Consider the following 17,298-nt stretch of genomic DNA (forward strand, 5'->3'; position numbering starts at 1 on the left):
CAGCTCATCCCGAGAGTACGCTGCCGATCCGCGATCCGGACACGCCCTCCACATGGTGAGACGGCTGCCCGGAGTGCGGACGCCGTGCGGGGCGGGCCCTCAGAGCGATTCGCCGGGCCGCAGATAGCGGTAGCCGTGGTCGGTCTCCTGGGTGAGCCAGCCGTTGACGCTGTGCAGACCGCGCGCGTTGAGCTGCCCCTCATGGATCGCGAACGCCCGCCGCGGCCGGACCGCGTGGACGAAGCCGATCGCCTCCGACGTCCGCAGCCACGACCCGTGGACGGGCACCAGCAGCGTCTCGACGGGGCGGTCGGGCACATGGAGCGCGTCGCCGGGGTGGTAGACCGACCCGTCGACGAGGTAGCCGAGGTTCGCGCAGTCCGGTCGGCCGTCGTACACCGTCGCATGGCGCCCGCCGACCGCCCGGACGTGGAAACCGGCGGCGGTGAACTCCGCACCGGGGGACACCCCGATGACGTCCAGCCCCGGAAGGCCGGCGCCGACCGGGGCATGGACCGGCACGCCCAGTCCCTTCAGCCGCAGGACGTCGGCGTGATCCCCGTGCTCGTGCGTGACCAGCACGGCGTCCGCGCCGTTCAGGGCGGCCGGTTCGCTCCACACACCGGGATCGATGACCAGCACCCGGCCGTCCCGCTCCAGCCGCACACAGGCGTGGGTGTACTTCGTGATCCGCATGACGCCCCAACGTACTGCCGGTACGCACCGGGCGCCCGGCGATCACCCACCGGCCCGGCGGCGGCCTCACGCCCGCGGGCTGCCCGGGGGCGACGCCAGATGGAGGCGGGTGAAGGCCAGCGCCTCGGCGAGATCGGCCTCGCGTTCCGCCGCGGACATCGCGCGGCGGGTGTTGACCTCGACCACGACATGGCCGTCGAAACCGGTCACCGCCAGCTGCTCCAGCAGCTCCGCACAGGGCTGCGAGCCGCGCCCCGGCACCAGGTGCTCGTCCTTGCCGGAGCCGCTGCCGTCGGCGAGATGGAGGTGGGCCAGCCGGTCGCCCATCCGCTCCACCATCTTCAGCGCCTCGCTGCGCGACGTCGCGGTGTGCGAGAGGTCGATGGTGAAGTGGCGGTAGTCGTCGTTGGTCGGGTCCCAGTCCGGCGCGTACGCCAGCATCTCGCGGTCGCGGTAGCGCCACGGATACATGTTCTCGACGGCGAACCGGACGTCCGTCTCGTGCTCCATCCGCCACACCCCGCGCACGAACTCCCGCGCGTACGACCGCTGCCAGCGGAACGGCGGGTGGACGACGACGGTGGAGGCACCGAGCTTCTCCGCGGCGTTCTTCGCCCGCTGGAGCTTGACCCACGGATCGGTCGACCACACCCGCTGCGTGATCAGCAGGCACGGCGCGTGCACCGCCAGGACCGGCACACCGTGGTAGTCGGACAGCCGCCGCAGCGCCTCGATGTCCTGGCTGACCGGGTCGGTCCACACCATGACCTCGACACCGTCGTACCCCAGACGCGCGGCGATCTCGAACGCCGTCGCCGTCGACTCCGGGTAGACCGAGGCCGTGGACAGCGCGACCTTCGCATCGGGGATGCGCACCACTGGCTCTGTCACGAAGGACAGCGTACGGGCCACGCCGCTCAGGGCGTGGGCAGGTGGTCGAGCCGCCGCAGGATCACGCCCTCGCGCAGCGCCCACGGGCAGATCTCCAGCGAATCCACCCCGAACAGGTCCATCGCCGCCTCCGCCACCAGCGCCCCCGCCAGCAGCTGACGCGCGCGGCCCTCGGAGACGCCGGGCAGCGCGGCACGCTGCTGCGCCGTCATCCCGGCCAGCTTCGGCACCCACTCCTCGACCTTCTTGCGCTCCAGCTCCCGCTGGACGTACAGCCCGTCCGAGGCCCGGGCGGCGCCGGTGATCCGGGCCAGCTGCCGGAAGGTCTTCGACGTACCGACGACGTGATCGGGGCTGCCGTAGCGGGTGAAGTCGCTCACCACCCGCGCGATGTCGGCCCGCACCCGGCGGCGCAGCGCCCGCACGTCGTCCGTGCCGGGCGGGTCACCGGGCAGCGCGCCGCTGGTCAGCCGGCCCGCGCCGAGCGGCAGCGACGTCGCCGCGTCCGGCTCCTCGTCCAGCCCGTACGCGATCTCCAGGGAGCCGCCGCCGATGTCCAGGAGCAGCAGCCGCCCGGCCGACCAGCCGAACCAGCGGCGGGCGGCGAGGAAGGTCAGGCGCGCCTCGTCCTCCCCGGACAGCACCCGCAGCGTGACGCCGGTCTCCTCGGTGACGCGGCGCAGCACCTGCTCGCCGTTGGTGGCCTCGCGGACCGCGGACGTGGCGAACGGCAGCACGTCCTCGACGCCCTTGTCCTCGGCCACCTCCCCGGCCTCCCGGACGGTCGCGACCAGCCGCTCCACGCCCGCGTCGCTTATCGCGCCGTCCGCGTCGAGCAGCTCGGCGAGCCGCAGCTCCGCCTTGTGCGAGTAGGCGGGCAGCGGGCGTGCGCCCGGGTGCGCGTCGACCACCAGGAGATGGACCGTATTCGAACCCACATCGAGGACACCGAGTCTCATACGGGGAAACCTACTGCGGCGCCCGGGGCCGCCGGGGGCGCGGGGGCGCCCGCGGCGGTGCGCGCGCCCGGCGTCCGGATCCGGGTGCGCCGGGCCCGTACGCTGGAGTCGTGGCTAAGACGAACAAGGCGAAGCGCGGGAAAGCCGCGGAGAAGGGCGCAAAGCGCCAGGCGGACGCCCCGGCCGACGAGGTCGGCCTCGACTTCGCCCGCGCCTGGGTCACCTTCCCGGACCCGGCCGACGACGAGCAGCTCTTCCGCTGCGACCTGACCTGGCTGACCTCCCGCTGGACCTGCGTCTTCGGCAGCGGCTGCCAGGGCATCCAGGCGGGCCGCGCCGACGACGGCTGCTGCACGCTGGGCGCGCACTTCTCCGACGAGGAGGACGAGGAGCGGGTCGCCGGGCACGTGGCACGGCTCACGCCGGAGCTGTGGCAGTTCCACGACGTCGGCACGGAGAGCGGCTGGACCGAGGAGGACGAGGACGGCGACCGCCAGACCCGCCGCTGGCAGGGCTCCTGCATCTTCCAGAACCGCCCCGGCTTCGCGGCGGGCGCCGGCTGCTCCCTGCACCTGCTGGCGCTGCGCGAGGGCCGCGAGCCCCTGGAGACCAAGCCGGACGTCTGCTGGCAGCTCCCGGTGCGCCGTACCTACGACTGGATCGACCGGCCCGACGACACCCAGATCCTCCAGGTGACGATCGGCGAATACGACCGCCGCGGCTGGGGCCCCGGCGGCCACGACCTGCACTGGTGGTGCACCTCCGCCACCTCTGCCCACGGCGCCGGCGACCCGGTCTACGTCTCGTACGAACCGGAACTCACCGAACTCATGGGCAAGGAGGGCTACGCCAAGCTCGCCGAACTCTGCGAGGAACGGCTGGCCGCCACCCTTCCGCTGGCCCCGCACCCGGCCGACCCGGCGACCCCGCCGGAGTCCGCCCGCTCGGGCAAGGCCGTGAAGCTGGAGATCCCGGAGGCCGGCCGGAGCTGAGCGCGGCCCGGGGCGACGGCGCCGTTCCACCCCGTCGTTCCCGCCTCTGACCTGCGCGTTCCAGCCTCTGGCCCGCTATCGCACGGTGGCCACCGGCGTCGACGAATCCGCCGGCGCCGGCCCGGTGGGCGTGGGATCCGGTGACGTCGGAGATGTCGGCGACGGGCGGGTCGGCCGGGGCGAGGGGGTGGCCGGCCGGGCCGGTGTGGGCGCCGGAGGCGTGGGGCGCGGGCGGCCCGGGGTGTCGGCGCCCCGGCCCTCCATCGTGACGGCGGTGGCGCCCGGTCCGATGACGATGCGGGTCCGCCACGGCCCGCCCGGCTCCCGGTCGTGGTCGACGGCGACGATCACCGCCGTGGTCCGCCCCGGCTCCAGCTCCCCGGCCGTCCGGCTGAGCTGGAGCCACGGGGCACCCGCCGCCGCCGTCCAGCGCACCGGGGTGCCGCCGGACGCACTGAGCGTGATGACGGTCGTCGCCCCGCGCGGCTGCGCCGCCACGGTCAGCCGCCCGGGACCGGTCGACCGGCGCGCGCGCCCGCCGTCCGCGCCGGTCACCCGCGCCGTCACCTCCCCCGGCACCTCGGACGCCGACGCCGTGGAACGCGGCGTCGTCCCGGCGTTGCCGGCGTTCTCGTACGGGCGGCCGTCCAGCCGCCCGCTGTCCGGGCCGACGGCCGTCACCGGGGGCGTGCTCTCCGCCTCGACCGGTGCGGGGGCGCTCCGGTACGCCGCCCACAGGGCCAGTACCGGGGCGGCCAGCACGGTGGCGACGATCGTGGTCGTCATCGCGCGGCTGCGCAGCCGCATCCGGCGGGCCGCCAGATCCGTCGCGCGGACCGGGAAGCCCCGGCGGTCGTAGCGTGGAGAACCGTTTGCCCCACCGCTGCGGCCCGTTCGGCGCGCACCGCTCGGCACACCCGAACCGGCCACCCCCTCGGCCCGCCCCGACCGCGTCCGCCGGGCCGCCGCCAGCGCCCCGAACACCGCCTCCCGGGGCGCCGCGACCAGCGGCAGCGTCCCCCGGGCCGCGGGCGCGGTGCCCGGCCAGGGACCGGCGGCCGTCGCGCACTCCGCGGTGCCGCGGCACTCGGCGCAGTCGTCGACGTGCCGCACCAGCTCCCGCCGCAGTACCGCCCCCAGCAGCATCCGGGCGCCGCCGGCCAGCCGCGCCACGTCCGGGCAGTGACCGCGCTCCACCACGGCCAGCGCCGCGCGGGTCCGCTCGACCTCGCAGGACGCCGTGGCCAGCAGCGCCCGGGTGGCGACCGGGTCGGTGCCGAGCACCGCGGCCACCTCCGCCGCGGGCAGCCGGTGGCGGACCGACAGCTCCAGCGCCTCGCGCTGCTCCGGCGGCATCCCCGCCGCCTCGGGCCACGCCAGCCGGGCCAGCTCGCGCCGCCCGGACTCCGGGTCCGCCGCCGGGTCCGGCGCACCGGGGTCGGCCAGCCGCCGCAGACACGCCCAGCGCGCGAGGGCGTAGAGCCAGGGGCGGTACAGGCCCGGATCGTCGGGGCGTCTGCCGTGCTGCCGCTCGGCGAGGGCCAGCGTCTCCCCGAGCACCGCCGCTGCCGCGTCGTGCGCGCACAGCACGGACAGGCAGTACGTGAACAGCCCGTCCAGATACGGCTCGTAGCCCGCGGCCCGGACGGGATGCCCGGGACGGCCGGGGGGACCGGGACGCGCGGTGTGCGACTGCCCGCCCGGAGCGCCCGGGGCCCCCGGGGGCGGGGCCAGGACGGGCCAGGCGACGCGGACCGACCGCTCGGGGCGGACGGCCTGCTCGGGACGGTCGGAGGGCACCGGTCGGCCGGGGTGCTGCGGCCTGCTCCGATGCGAAGCGCCGCTGCGCGACCGGTGTGCGCCGGTGGTGTGCGTGGGGTGCTCGGGCCTGCTCATCACCCCGGCGACGGTAGGGCGATGATCCAGCCGCTCTTACCGTCTGGCCGCACATTCAACCCTTACGAGTGAGCATCTCACTCAAAAGGGGACATGAACCACCCGTTCCGCCCAAGCCTCCCGAACGCGGCGGGGGCCGGGACGGGGTTCTCGGGCCGTACCCGGGCAGGGCCGGGGCCGGGCGGTCCGCCGTCGCCCCGGCCGGCCGGCCGCCTCCGGCCCCCGCTGTCACACCCCGCCGTTACGGTGACGTCATGGCAACCCGTAAAACGTCGGCCAAGGAGCGTCCCTCCTACCGATGCACCGAGTGCGGCTGGACCACCGTGAAGTGGCTCGGGCGCTGTCCCGAATGCCAGGCGTGGGGCACGGTCGAGGAGACCGGCGGCGCCGGGGCGGTCCGCACCACCGCGCCCGGCCGGGTCACCACCGCGGCCGTCCCGATCGGCCAGGTCGACGGCCGCCGGGCCACCGCCCGCTCCACCGGGGTGCCCGAGCTGGACCGCGTGCTCGGCGGCGGCCTCGTCCCGGGCGCCGTCGTGCTGCTCGCCGGGGAGCCCGGCGTCGGCAAGTCCACCCTCCTGCTGGACGTCGCCGCCAAGGCCGCCTCCGATGCGCACCGCACCCTCTACGTCACCGGCGAGGAGTCCGCGAGCCAGGTCCGGCTGCGCGCCGACCGCATCGGCGCGCTCAGCGAAGACCTCTATCTGGCCGCCGAGACCGACCTCTCCGCCGTCCTCGGCCACCTCGACAGCGTCAAGCCGTCGCTGCTGGTCCTCGACTCCGTGCAGACGGTCGCCTCCCCGGAGATCGACGGCGCCCCCGGCGGCATGGCGCAGGTCCGCGAGGTCGCCGGGGCCCTCATCCGCGCGTCCAAGGAGCGCGGGATGGCCACCCTCCTCGTCGGCCACGTCACCAAGGACGGCGCCATCGCGGGGCCGCGGCTGCTGGAGCATCTCGTCGACGTGGTCCTGCAGTTCGAGGGCGACCGGCACGCCCGGCTGCGGCTGGTCCGCGGCGTCAAGAACCGCTACGGCACCACCGACGAGGTCGGCTGCTTCGAGCTGCACGACGAGGGCATCACCGGGCTCGCCGACCCCTCCGGCCTCTTCCTGACCCGCCGCGCCGAGCCGGTGCCCGGCACCTGCCTCACCGTCACCCTGGAGGGCCGCCGCCCGCTCGTCGCCGAAGTCCAGGCGCTCACCGTCGACTCGCAGATCCCCTCACCGCGGCGGACCACCTCCGGCCTGGAGACCTCCCGCGTCTCGATGATGCTCGCCGTCCTCGAACAGCGCGGCCGCATCAGCGCCCTGGGCAAGCGCGACATCTACAGCGCCACCGTCGGCGGGGTGAAGCTCACCGAGCCCGCCGCCGACCTCGCGGTGGCGCTCGCCCTGGCCAGCGCCGCGAGCGACACCCCGCTGCCGAAGAACCTCGTCGCCATCGGGGAGGTCGGGCTCGCCGGTGAGGTCCGCCGGGTCACCGGCGTCCAACGGCGGCTCGCGGAGGCGGCGCGGCTCGGCTTCACCCACGCGCTGGTGCCGTCCGATCCGGGCAAGATCCCCGACGGTATGCGGGTCCTGGAGGTCGCCGACGTCGGTGAGGCGCTGCGGGTGTTGCCCAAGCGGCCCCGGCGAGCGGCCCCGCAGGAGGAGGAGGTCCGCCGGTAGACTCTGCCCCGGTCCCGCCCGCCCCTCCGCAGTCCCGCCGCCGGGACACGTACGCTCCCTGGTACGCCGCAGGACACCACGGCAGGGGCCGGGCGGCTGCGGACCGACAGACCTTGCGACGGAGGAGTGCAGTGGCAGCCAACGACCGGGCATCGTCTCCCGGCAGGTCCGGCGGGGGTTCCGGTACCGACGCCCTGATGCGCGCCTCGCTGAGCGCGGTCGCCCCCGGTACGGCCCTGCGTGACGGACTCGAACGCATCCTGCGCGGCAACACCGGCGGACTGATCGTCCTCGGCTTCGACAAGACCGTCGAGTCGATGTGCACCGGCGGCTTCGTGCTGGACGTCGAGTTCACCGCCACCCGCCTGCGCGAACTGTGCAAGCTGGACGGCGCGCTCGTGCTCGACAAGGACATCAGCAAGATCTTGCGCGCCGGGGTGCAGCTGGTGCCGGACGCCTCCATCCCCACCGAGGAGACCGGCACCCGCCACCGCACCGCGCAGCGCGTCTCCATCCAGGCGGGTTTCCCCGTCGTCTCGGTGAGCCAGTCGATGCGGCTGATCGCCCTGTATGTCGACGGGGAGCGGCGCGTCCTGGAGGAGTCGGCGGCGATCCTCTCCCGCGCCAACCAGGCGCTGGCGACGCTGGAGCGGTACAAACTCCGTCTCGACGAGGTCGCCGGCACCCTCTCCGCCCTGGAGATCGAGGACCTGGTGACGGTCCGGGACGTCTCCGCCGTCGCCCAGCGCCTGGAGATGGTCCGCCGGATCGCCACCGAGATCGCCGAGTACGTCGTCGAACTGGGCACCGACGGCCGCCTCCTGACGCTCCAGCTGGACGAGCTGATCGCCGGTGTCGAGCCGGAGCGCGAGCTGGTCGCCCGCGACTACGTCCCCGAGCCGACCGCCAAGCGCTCCCGCACCGTCCCCGAGGCGCTCGCGGAGCTGGACGCGCTCACCCACACCGAGCTGCTGGAACTGCCGACCGTCGCCCGCGCGTTGGGGTACAGCGGCTCGCCGGAGACGCTGGACTCCGCCGTCTCGCCGCGCGGCTTCCGGCTGCTGGCGAAGGTGCCGCGGCTGCCCGGCGCGGTCATCGACCGCCTCGTCGACCACTTCGGCGGCCTCCAGAAGCTGCTGGCCGCCAGCGTCGACGACCTCCAGGCGGTGGACGGCGTCGGCGAGGCCCGCGCCCGCTCGGTCCGCGAGGGCCTCTCCCGCCTCGCCGAGTCGTCGATCCTCGAACGGTACGTCTGACGGGCGCGGGCCCGGAGCCCGCGCCCAGGTGACCGGCCGGGCGTACGGGCTTCCGCTCGTCCGCCCGGCTGCTGTCACACGCGGCGGCCCGTCCGGCCGCCCGTCACTTAGCCCAGAAGGCCGCCTCCTTCTCGGGGGACAGCCCCGGCGCGGGCCGCCCCGGTCGCTCCGGGACGGCGCCTCCGATCGACCGCAGCCACTCCCAGGTGTCGGCGACCGTCTCTGCCACCGGACGGCACCGCAAACCGGTGGCCAGCGCCTTCGACACATCGCCGCGGTGCAGCGTGTCGTGCGGCTCGCCCGGCGGCAGCCACACCGGCAGCTCCGTCCACGGCTCGATCCCGGCAGCCGTCACCGCGTCCGGATCGGCCCAGCGCAGTTCGGCGTCCGAGCCCGTCACCCGGACGCAGGCGTCGAGGAGTTCCCCCATCGTGGCGTGACCGGTCGGGCTGACGAGGTTGTACGCCCCGCCGGGGATCCCGTCGCGCAGCGCGTCCAGCGCCCATACGGCGAGGTCACGGGCGTCGATGTACTGGAGCGGCAGCTCACGCGGCCCGGGGGCGAGGACCGGCCCGCCCCGGGCGATGCGGCCCAGCCACCACGGCAGCCGCCCGACGTTCTCGTACGGCCCGAGCACCAGACCGGCGCGGGCCAGCACCGCCCGGTCGCCGAACGCCTCCTGGACCGCCAGCTCGGCGCCCCGCTTGGCGCGTGCGTAGTCGTCGGCGGAGGTGTCGTCGGGGGAGCCGTCGACCACCGGGCCGCTCTCGTCGAGTCCGGCGGCGGACGGGAAGGGGTGGACCGAGCGCGAGGAGACGTAGAGATGGCGCCCGACGCGGCCCGACAGCAGCCGCGCGACGTCCCGGGCGGCGGCCGGCGCCCCCTTCCAGGTGTCGACGGCCGCGTCCCAGCTGCCGTTCTCCAGTGCGGCGAGCCCGCCCGGGACGTTCCGGTCGCCGATCCGCACCTCCACCCCCGTGGGCGGCGCGGAACGCCCGCGATGGAAGACCGTCACCTCCCAGCCCCGGCTCAGCGCCTCCTCGACGACCGACCGGCCGACGAACTCGGTCCCACCCAGCATCAGAAGCTTCATGCGGCGACTGTGCCCCGCAGCGCCGTGCCCCACCAGGGGCGCATGCTCTCAGCGAATCCTCTGTGGGCGGAACAAGCGGAGCAGGGACGTCCGAGAGGGGACGGGCGGGCCGCGGTGAACGCCGAACGGGACCTGGAACGCGCAGGTCAGAGGCTGGAACGCGGGAGACGGGAGGCGCGGGCGGGACGGCCGGGGCAGCGGCCCGGCCGTCCCGTGGCGGGTCAGTCCTTGGCGAGCGTGAACTCCGTGTGCACCGCGGTGAGGCCCGGGACGGCGGCCTCGACGCGGTACTTGCCGGCGGGTACGGAGGCGGCGCTCGGGGTGGCGCACCCGGGGCCGCCGGCCCGGCGGTCCCAGGTGACGGTGCGGGTGACGGCGGCGTGCGCGGGGATCTTCATCAGGGCGGCGGTGGCGCTCTTGGGGCAGTCGTCGGAGGCCCATACCGGGTCGTCGGCGGTGGTGTCGGTGATGGTCAGCACCGCGGCCTTGGCGCCGAGGTCGACCTTGCAGTCGCCGCCACCGGTGTTCTTGACGGTCAGCTCGAACTCGGGCTTCGTACCGGGGTGGTAGGAGTCCTTGACGCTGCGCAGCGTCAACTCGACGCTGTCGCCGGAGCAGTTCGGCAGCGAGGAACCGGCCGCCACCGGCGCGCCGCCGGTGCCCGTGCCGATCGGGCCCTTGCCGGAGCCGCCTGAGCCCGCGTCATCGGCGCCCGAGCCGCCCGAACCGGAGCCCCCGGAGCCGGCGCCCGAGCCGGAATCCGACCCCGAGCCACCCGCACCGTCGCCGCCGCTTCCGCCACCGGCGCCCGACTCGTCGCGGCCGCCCGGCTTCTGACTGATCGCAGGGCCGGTGGAGGACGGGCCCGGGGTGATGGCGTCGGCCGGGCCGTGGCCCGCGGCGCCCTTGCCCTCGTTGTCGGTGGGGCCCTTGCCGCCGCCCCAGTTGAGGATCCACACCACCAGGAGGGCGAGCAGCGCGAAGATGCCCAGCGCAACGGCTCTCCGCCGCCAGTAGATGGAGGAGGGGAGCGGACCGATCGGATTGCGCAGAGATCCCACGCGGAAACTCTACGAGAGATCACCCCCGGCACCGGCCAGTACCCGCCGCACGAAACGGCAACTTTTCTCATGATCGTTCCGGCGGCGGGGCGGGAAGCGGGACCGGGACGCCGCCGGAGGCGGTCCCAGGACGTGCCGCGGGCGGTCCGCCGGGCCGCCGCCGGGGCCGTTCCAGGGGCGTGGCCAGGGCGTTCCCCGGGCGCTCCCCTGCCGTTCCAGGGGGCCGCCCCCGTATCGGGGCCCGCCCGTGCCCGGGACGGACCGCGCCCCGCACCGTCCGGCGTCCGCCGCGGCCGCCCGTCCCGCGCCGTTCCCGAACGGTCACCGAACGGGCGCCCCGCGTTGGCCGGAGGGTCCCGGAGCTGTACGCCAGATGCGCTAAGGGCCCGGCATTACGTACCGTCTGCCCTCATGAACAGCACCGACCTCTATCGCGATGTCACCGACTTCGCGCACGGCACCCCTGGGTGGGTCCATTCCTTCGCCGACGCCGGTACCGAAGGCGGGATCCTGCTCCTGATGGCGGTGGCCGTCCTCGGCTGGTGGCGGGCGCGGCGCCTCGAACCGCGTGCGGTCGCGCTGGCCGTGCTGGTGCCGGTGGGCACAGCCGTCGCCTACCTCCTGAGCGAGATCCTCAAGAGCTTCGTCCAGGAGGAGCGGCCGTGCCGGGCGGTGGCGCTCGCCGCCGCGTCGATCGCCACCTGTCCGCCCGAGGGGGACTGGTCCTTCCCGAGCAACCACTCGGTGATCGCCGCCTCCCTCGCCGTCGGGATCTTCCTCGCCTGGCGGGCGGCGGCCTGGCTGGCGGTGCCGGTGGCGTTGCTGACCGGCTTCTCCCGGGTCTTCGTCGGCGTGCACTACCCGCACGACGTCGCCGCCGGGCTGCTCTTCGGCGCCGTGATCGCGGCGGTCTGTGTGCTGTCGCTGACCGGTCCGATGACCGCGCTGGTGGTCAAGTTGCGCACCGGGCCGCTGAAGCCGCTGGTCGAGGCGCGCCGGGGGTCGCACGCGGCCGGCTGACCGGCGGAACGGGGGAGCGCCCCGAGTGGCGGCACAGGGCTACGGGCCCTGGGGCCGCCACTCCTGTGTCGCGGGCCGTAGGGGCGCCCCTACGCCCGCCACTCCTGTTTGTGGCCGAAGCCCCGGCCGTTGTCGATCAGACGCAGCCAGTCGGGGCGCAGCTCCCACAGCGCGGTCCGTTCCAGGGCCGCCCGCAGCCGCGCGTCCCCGGCGACGAACGGGAACCGTCCGGTGTACGCGGCCCAGCCCGCCGCCCGCGCGGCGCCGGTCAGCTCCCGGCACCCGCCCCGCCCCTGGAGCCCGGTGAGCCCGCTCCACTCCTGGCCGTCACGCTGCGCCGTGAACGCCACCCGGGCGCCGGGCCGGGCCAGCGCCCGCCCGTGCCGGGTGGAGTGCGCGGTGACGAAGTACAGCAGGGGCGTGGCGGCGTCCCCGCCCGGCGCGTAGAGCACCGCGCACGCCTGCGGACCGTCGTCGTCCGTGTACGCGAGCGTCAGCGTCGTATGGGCGGCCAGCGCCTGCCGGATCCCGGCCGGGCAGTCCCCGGCCGCCCCGCCGCCCCCGGGCGCGCCGCCCTCGGGCCCGTCCGCCTCGTACGTGGTCATCGTCGCCGTCTCCTGATCCTGGTACCGCACCTGCCGGGCGGCGGTGCGCCGCCGCCCGCCCCTCCACTCTGCCGCCCCGGGCGCACCGCCCGCGGGCGGGGGCGCGCCCCTGGGGGAGCCGCCCTCGCCGGACGGCCGGAGCCTTCGCGGCCGGGCCGCCGCCCCCAGGGGCCGTACCCGGCAAACGGTCCCGTGCCCCGGTCCGGCGACAGCCCCTACCCCCGGTAAGCCGCCACCCGTACGTACCGAGCCTCCCGCGTGCGGGTGGGCGTGCGGTGGTGCGGGCCCGGCGCGTTTCCCGGGCGGGTGCGCCCGTGCCAGGATCGTCGGGCCATGACTTCCATCCCCGCCACCACCCCCACGGTCCCGCCCTCCGCCGCCTCCCTGCCCTCCGCCGCCGTACCGGCCTCGGAGGGGTCCGACGGGTCCCAGCTCCACGCCCCCGTCACCGACTGGTTCGACGCACACGCCCGCGACCTGCCCTGGCGCCGCCCCGAGGCGGGCGCCTGGGGCGTGATGGTCAGCGAGTTCATGCTCCAGCAGACGCCGGTCAGCCGCGTGCTGCCGGTCTACGAACAGTGGCTGGCCCGCTGGCCGCGCCCCGCCGACCTGGCCGCCGAGGCGCCCGGCGAGGCGGTCCGTGCCTGGGGCCGGCTCGGCTACCCGCGCCGGGCCCTGCGCCTGCACGCCGCGGCGCTGGCCATACAGGAACGCCACGGCGGGGACGTCCCGCGCGAGCACGGCCAGCTGCTGGCGCTGCCCGGGGTCGGTGAGTACACCGCCGCCGCCGTCGCCTCCTTCGCGTACGGGCAGCGGCACGCGGTGCTGGACACCAACGTGCGGCGGGTCTTCGCCCGCGCCGTCACCGGTCGCCAGTTCCCGCCGAACGCCACCACCGCCGCCGAGCGGAAGCTGGCGCGGGCGCTGCTGCCGGACGACGAGCGGATCGCCGCGAAGTGGGCGGCGGCCACGATGGAGCTGGGCGCGCTGGTGTGCACGGCGCGCGGCCCGGAGTGCGGGCGCTGCCCGATCGCCGCCCGGTGCGCCTGGAAGCTGGCAGGGTCCCCGCCCCACGAGGGCCCGGCCCGCCGCACCCAGACGTACGCCGGCACCGACCGGCAGGTCCGCGGCAAGCTCCTCGCCGTGCTGCGCGAGGCGCTGGCGCCGGTGCCGCAGGCGGCGCTGGACGCGGTGTGGGACGAGCCGGTGCAGCGGGCCCGCGCGCTGGACGGCCTGGTCTCCGACGGTCTGGTCGAACCGCTGCCCGGCGGCCGCTACCGCCTGCCGCGCACCTGACGGCCGCCTGATCCGGTCGCCGCACGGAGGGACGCGTCCCGGGGCGCGTCCCTCCGCCGTTCCCGGGAGGCCGCTCCGGGCACGCCCGTCCGACGTTCCCGGGAGGCCGCTCCGGGCACGCCCGTCCGACGTTCCGGGGGCGGCCCCGCACCGTTCCGGGGACGGCCGCCGGGCCCCGGCCGACGCAGGTACCGCGCCACGGCCCGCACCCCGCCGTCCCGGCCCGTTCGTCCCTCCGGAGGCCCCCGTCCGTCGGGAGGATGACGCAATTCGGACCCGCCGTCCGTCCCTGGTAGGACCCCCGGCCCGCTGTTACACAACCGACGGATTTCCGTGCACTGCCTGTGGTGCCGACGCACATTGCGCCGCAACACCCCCTCCGTAGCGTCCTCCTCGTGCCGGAGATGACCACCGGCACGGTCAACGTGGGGAATCGCAAGCGGAGCGGAGGCGTCGGGATGGCGACCAGCGGCGGCAAGGTACTGGACTTCGAGGAGTACGTACGGACGCGGCAGGAGGCCCTGCTGCGCAGCGCCCGGAGGCTGGTGCCGGACCCCGTGGACGCCCAGGACCTCCTGCAGACGGCGCTGGTGCGCACCTACGGCCGCTGGGACGGCATCGCGGACAAGTCGCTGGCCGACGCCTACCTCCGCCGCGTCATGATCAACACCCGTACCGAGTGGTGGCGGGCGCGGAAGCTGGAGGAGGTGCCCACCGAACAGCTGCCCGACGCCAGCGTCGACGACGGCACCGAGCAGCGCGCCGACCGCGCCCTCCTCATGGACATCCTCGGGGTGCTCGCACCCAAGCAGCGCAGCGTCGTCGTGCTGCGACACTGGGAGCAGATGAGCACCGAGGAGACGGCTGCCGCGCTCGGCATGTCGACAGGTACCGTCAAGAGCACGCTGCACCGGGCCCTGGCCCGGCTCCGCCAGGAGCTGGCCGACCGTGACATCGACGCGCGCATGCTGGAGCGCGGCGAGACGGAGCGGGACCGGTGCGCGGCCTGACCGGTACGGCAGCAGGAACGGCGGCTGTGCGAACAGCGCGGTGAGCAGGAGCGGATTGACCAGGAACAGGTTGACCACGGGCGGGTTGACCACAGGCGGCGCGGCCACGGCGGGGGTGGCCGCGCTCGGTCTGCTGCTCGCCGGCTGTCACCCCGGCAGTGAGGGCGTCCGCAGCGAGGGCACGCCGACCAGCACCGCCCCGGCCCCCGGCCACGCCCCCTCCACCGACCCCACGCCCACCACCGGAGCGTCCCTGAAGAAGGTCGACGCGGTGGCGCTGCTGAAGGGCGACGCGAAGGTCAGCGGCGAGGTGAAGCGGACCCTCGCCAAGCCCTGCGTCGCGGACGCGTACCCGATCGAGGTGACGTACGCCTCAGTCACCGGCAGCAAGGCCCCCGACGTTATCGTCAACGTCATGACCTGCGCGGATTCCATCGGTATCGGCGCCTACGTCTACCGCAAGAGCGCCGCGGGCGGCGGCGGGTATGACAACGTGTTCAGCGATGAGCAGCCGTCCGTCTCCGCCGGGGTCAACAAGGGGGACCTGGAGGTCTCCAAGCAGACCTACGGCACCGGAGACAAGGTGTGCTGCCCGTCCGGTGAGGACGTGACCACCTACCACTGGTCCCACGACCGTTTCACGGAGCTGGACCGCTACCACACGGACTACAGCAAGACCACCGTCGACGGCCCCGGGCCCGGAGACGACGACACATCGGAGGGTTGAGACAACGGCATGGCCGACACCCATGTGCTCTTCGTCGAGGACGACGACGTCATCCGCGAGGCCACCCAACTCGCCCTGGAGCGTGACGGATTCGTCGTCACGGCGATGCCCGACGGCCTCGCCGGTCTGGAGGCGTTCCGTGCCGACCGGCCGGACATCGCGCTCCTCGACGTGATGGTCCCGGGCCTGGACGGCGTCAGCCTCTGCCGCCGCATCCGGGACGAGTCCACCGTCCCCGTGATCATGCTGTCCGCGCGTGCCGACTCCATCGACGTCGTCCTCGGCCTGGAAGCCGGCGCCGACGACTACGTCACCAAGCCGTTCGACGGCGCCGTCCTCGTCGCCCGCATCCGCGCCGTGCTGCGCCGCTTCGGGCACGCCAGCGGCCCCGACGCGCGCAGCGGAGGCCAGGCGTCCGGCGCCGACGCCGGGCCCGTCGAGGCGATACTCCGCTTCGGGGACCTGGAGGTCGACACCGAGGGCATGGAGGTCCGCAAGGGCGGCGAGCCGGTCGCGCTGACGCCGACCGAGATGCGTCTGCTGCTGGAGTTCTCCGACGCCCCCGGCACCGTCCTGACCCGCGACCGCCTGCTGGAGCGGGTGTGGGACTACGGCTGGGGCGGCGACACCCGCGTCGTCGATGTCCACGTCCAGCGGCTGCGCGGCAAGATCGGACAGGACCGCATCGAGACGGTCCGCGGCTTCGGCTACAAGCTGAGAGGCTGACGCGCCAGGTGTTGAGGCTCCCCCTGCGGACGGGGCTGAGATGGAAGCTCAGCGCCGCCATCGCGCTGGTCGGCGCGCTGGTGGCGGTCGCGCTGAGCCTCGTCGTGCACAACGCGGCGCGCGCCTCGATGCTCGACAACAGCCGGGACGTCCAGATCGAGCGGCTGAACTCCACCCAGCGGATCTACGAGTCGACCGGTCAGCTGCTGTTCAGCGCCAAGATCGACGACCCGGCGATCCCCGCGGAGCTGCGCAAGGAAGTCCTCACCAACACCCGCGCCACCTACCTCCAGGACAACGGGGAGGCCGCCCCCGAGGTGTGGGCCGCCTCCCCGCTCGGCGGCGGCCGGGTCCTGTCGATGCACGGCCGCTACTACGACCGTTTCAAGGTCCTCGACGATCTCGACCAGGCGCTGGTCGTCGGCTCGACCGCGGTCGTCGTCGGCGGCTGCGCGCTGGGCGTCCTGGTCGGCGGCCGCCTCTCGCAGCGGCTGCGGAAGGCCGCGGCGGCCGCCGGGAAGCTCGCCGACGGCGACACCTCGGTCCGTATCCGGGACGCGGTCGGCGGCCGCATCCGGGACGAGACGGACGATCTGGCCTGGGCGGTCGACGCGATGAACGACGCGCTCCAGCAGCGCATCGAGGCGGAGCGCCGGGTCACCGCCGACATCGCCCACGAACTGCGCACCCCCGTCACCGGCCTGCTCACCGCCGCCGAGCTGCTGCCCCCGGGCCGCCCCTCGGAGCTGGTACGCGACCGGGCGCAGGTGCTGCGCACCCTCGTCGAGGACGTGCTGGAGGTGGCGCGCCTCGACGGTTACGCGGAGCGCGCCGAGTTGCAGGACGTGGCGCTCGGCGAGTTCGTCGCCCGCCGGGTGCGTACCCTCAACGCCGATGTGGGGGTCGAGATCGTCCGGGACGCGGAGGTCACCACCGACCCGCGCCGCCTGGAACGCATTCTCGGCAATCTCATCGCCAACGCCGCCCGGCACGGCAAACCGCCGATCGACGTCACGGTCGAGGGCCGCGTCGTGCGCGTCCGCGACCACGGCAAGGGGTTCCCGGAGGCGCTGCTCAAGGAGGGCCCGAGCCGTTTCCGTACCGGCAGCAGCGACCGCGCCGGCCGCGGCCACGGCCTCGGCCTGACCATCGCCGCAGGTCAGGCCCGGGTTCTCGGTGCGCGTCTGACCTTCCGCAACGCCGATGAACTGGGCGACGGCTCGACCGGCGCCGTCGCCATCCTCTGGCTCCCGGAGAACGCCCCGACGGCCACCGGCAGCTTTCCGGTGATCCATCTGCCGGAACGGTGAGGGACCGGGGCACGGCCCCGTAAGAGGGCTCCTGTCCGTAGGGGCTTCCGTCCCTTACGGACAGGAGCCCCCTTACGGGTTCCTGCCGTCCCT

General features: G+C 74.9%; 16 protein-coding genes. 9 read left to right on the forward strand and 7 right to left on the reverse strand.

Translation table 11 applies throughout. From position 1 onward, the window contains the following. Positions 1–99 precede the first annotated feature (99 nt). From ACF1BH_RS29440 to ACF1BH_RS29450, 3 genes are all read right to left on the reverse strand, one after another. A complete protein-coding gene (locus ACF1BH_RS29440) occupies positions 100–696 on the reverse strand; it encodes an MBL fold metallo-hydrolase (protein WP_391647428.1) in 597 nt (198 codons plus the stop codon). Positions 697–762: 66 nt separating this feature from the next. Further along, entirely contained in the window at positions 763–1,575 is an 813-nt protein-coding gene (locus ACF1BH_RS29445; RefSeq protein ID WP_391647469.1) for a sugar phosphate isomerase/epimerase family protein, read from the reverse strand. 38 nt (positions 1,576–1,613) lie between these two features. After that, entirely contained in the window at positions 1,614–2,546 is a 933-nt protein-coding gene (locus ACF1BH_RS29450) for a Ppx/GppA family phosphatase (protein WP_391647430.1), read from the reverse strand. A 110-nt stretch (positions 2,547–2,656) separates the two neighbouring features. Here ACF1BH_RS29450 and ACF1BH_RS29455 point away from each other — a divergent pair, with 110 nt between their 5' ends. Next, on the forward strand, positions 2,657–3,538 hold the full coding sequence (locus tag ACF1BH_RS29455; protein ID WP_391647432.1) for a hypothetical protein: 882 nt from the start codon (positions 2,657–2,659) through the stop codon (positions 3,536–3,538). Positions 3,539–3,613: 75 nt separating this feature from the next. Here ACF1BH_RS29455 and ACF1BH_RS29460 read toward each other — a convergent pair whose 3' ends face one another. Next, positions 3,614–5,434, reverse strand: a complete 1,821-nt coding sequence (locus tag ACF1BH_RS29460) for an RNA polymerase sigma factor (RefSeq protein WP_391647434.1) — start codon at positions 5,432–5,434, stop codon at positions 3,614–3,616. A gap of 254 nt (positions 5,435–5,688) precedes the next feature. Between ACF1BH_RS29460 and radA the strand changes: the two genes are divergently transcribed. Further along, on the forward strand, positions 5,689–7,101 hold the full coding sequence (gene radA, locus ACF1BH_RS29465; protein ID WP_345077337.1) for a DNA repair protein RadA: 1,413 nt from the start codon (positions 5,689–5,691) through the stop codon (positions 7,099–7,101). A gap of 131 nt (positions 7,102–7,232) precedes the next feature. Beyond that, positions 7,233–8,357, forward strand: coding sequence for a DNA integrity scanning diadenylate cyclase DisA (gene disA, locus ACF1BH_RS29470; RefSeq protein WP_030288727.1), 1,125 nt, complete (start codon positions 7,233–7,235; stop codon positions 8,355–8,357). A gap of 103 nt (positions 8,358–8,460) precedes the next feature. Here the strand turns inward: disA and ACF1BH_RS29475 are convergent, their stop codons facing one another. Then, positions 8,461–9,450: an NAD-dependent epimerase/dehydratase family protein gene (locus ACF1BH_RS29475; protein ID WP_391647437.1), complete on the reverse strand. Its 990-nt coding sequence runs from the start codon at positions 9,448–9,450 to the stop codon at positions 8,461–8,463. 221 nt (positions 9,451–9,671) lie between these two features. Continuing rightward, the gene (locus ACF1BH_RS29480; protein WP_391647440.1) at positions 9,672–10,511 is read right to left on the reverse strand and encodes a hypothetical protein; all 840 of its coding nucleotides are present in this window, start codon (positions 10,509–10,511) and stop codon (positions 9,672–9,674) included. A 411-nt stretch (positions 10,512–10,922) separates the two neighbouring features. On the opposite strand from ACF1BH_RS29480, the gene ACF1BH_RS29485 reads away from it, so the two are divergent. Further along, positions 10,923–11,531, forward strand: a complete 609-nt coding sequence (locus tag ACF1BH_RS29485) for a phosphatase PAP2 family protein (RefSeq protein ID WP_391647443.1) — start codon at positions 10,923–10,925, stop codon at positions 11,529–11,531. 89 nt (positions 11,532–11,620) lie between these two features. On the opposite strand, the gene ACF1BH_RS29490 is transcribed toward ACF1BH_RS29485, so the two are convergent. Next, positions 11,621–12,136 (reverse strand): pyridoxamine 5'-phosphate oxidase, encoded by a 516-nt coding sequence (locus ACF1BH_RS29490; RefSeq protein WP_391647445.1) that lies wholly within the window; start codon positions 12,134–12,136, stop codon positions 11,621–11,623. Positions 12,137–12,469: 333 nt separating this feature from the next. Here ACF1BH_RS29490 and ACF1BH_RS29495 point away from each other — a divergent pair, with 333 nt between their 5' ends. From ACF1BH_RS29495 to cseC, 5 genes are all read left to right on the forward strand, one after another. Next, positions 12,470–13,432: an A/G-specific adenine glycosylase gene (locus ACF1BH_RS29495; protein WP_391647447.1), complete on the forward strand. Its 963-nt coding sequence runs from the start codon at positions 12,470–12,472 to the stop codon at positions 13,430–13,432. 404 nt (positions 13,433–13,836) lie between these two features. Further along, positions 13,837–14,442: a SigE family RNA polymerase sigma factor gene (locus ACF1BH_RS29500; RefSeq protein ID WP_386460620.1), complete on the forward strand. Its 606-nt coding sequence runs from the start codon at positions 13,837–13,839 to the stop codon at positions 14,440–14,442. Positions 14,443–14,527: 85 nt separating this feature from the next. Next, the gene (locus ACF1BH_RS29505; RefSeq protein ID WP_391647449.1) at positions 14,528–15,169 is read left to right on the forward strand and encodes a hypothetical protein; all 642 of its coding nucleotides are present in this window, start codon (positions 14,528–14,530) and stop codon (positions 15,167–15,169) included. Between the two features lie 9 nt (positions 15,170–15,178). Next, the gene (cseB, locus tag ACF1BH_RS29510; RefSeq protein ID WP_391647451.1) at positions 15,179–15,895 is read left to right on the forward strand and encodes a two-component system response regulator CseB; all 717 of its coding nucleotides are present in this window, start codon (positions 15,179–15,181) and stop codon (positions 15,893–15,895) included. An 8-nt stretch (positions 15,896–15,903) separates the two neighbouring features. Continuing rightward, a complete protein-coding gene (cseC, locus tag ACF1BH_RS29515) occupies positions 15,904–17,205 on the forward strand; it encodes a two-component system sensor histidine kinase CseC (protein WP_391647453.1) in 1,302 nt (433 codons plus the stop codon). Positions 17,206–17,298 lie beyond the last annotated feature (93 nt).

Source organism: Streptomyces sp. NPDC014733 (assembly GCF_043083385.1).
Classification (GTDB): Bacteria; Actinomycetota; Actinomycetes; order Streptomycetales; family Streptomycetaceae; genus Streptomyces.

What these genes read in the sequence shown, in the direction of transcription:
- ACF1BH_RS29500 (WP_386460620.1), top strand. Translation starts at nt 13,837, where the DNA reads ATGACCACCGGCACGGTCAACGTGGGGAATCGCAAGCGGAGCGGAGGC.
- radA (WP_345077337.1), top strand. Translation starts at nt 5,689, where the DNA reads ATGGCAACCCGTAAAACGTCGGCCAAGGAGCGTCCCTCCTACCGATGC.
- cseB (WP_391647451.1), top strand. Translation starts at nt 15,179, where the DNA reads ATGGCCGACACCCATGTGCTCTTCGTCGAGGACGACGACGTCATCCGC.
- ACF1BH_RS29450 (WP_391647430.1), bottom strand. Translation starts at nt 2,546, where the DNA reads ATGAGACTCGGTGTCCTCGATGTGGGTTCGAATACGGTCCATCTCCTG.
- ACF1BH_RS29495 (WP_391647447.1), top strand. Translation starts at nt 12,470, where the DNA reads ATGACTTCCATCCCCGCCACCACCCCCACGGTCCCGCCCTCCGCCGCC.
- ACF1BH_RS29440 (WP_391647428.1), bottom strand. Translation starts at nt 696, where the DNA reads ATGCGGATCACGAAGTACACCCACGCCTGTGTGCGGCTGGAGCGGGAC.
- ACF1BH_RS29460 (WP_391647434.1), bottom strand. Translation starts at nt 5,434, where the DNA reads ATGAGCAGGCCCGAGCACCCCACGCACACCACCGGCGCACACCGGTCG.
- ACF1BH_RS29475 (WP_391647437.1), bottom strand. Translation starts at nt 9,450, where the DNA reads ATGAAGCTTCTGATGCTGGGTGGGACCGAGTTCGTCGGCCGGTCGGTC.
- ACF1BH_RS29490 (WP_391647445.1), bottom strand. Translation starts at nt 12,136, where the DNA reads ATGACCACGTACGAGGCGGACGGGCCCGAGGGCGGCGCGCCCGGGGGC.
- ACF1BH_RS29485 (WP_391647443.1), top strand. Translation starts at nt 10,923, where the DNA reads ATGAACAGCACCGACCTCTATCGCGATGTCACCGACTTCGCGCACGGC.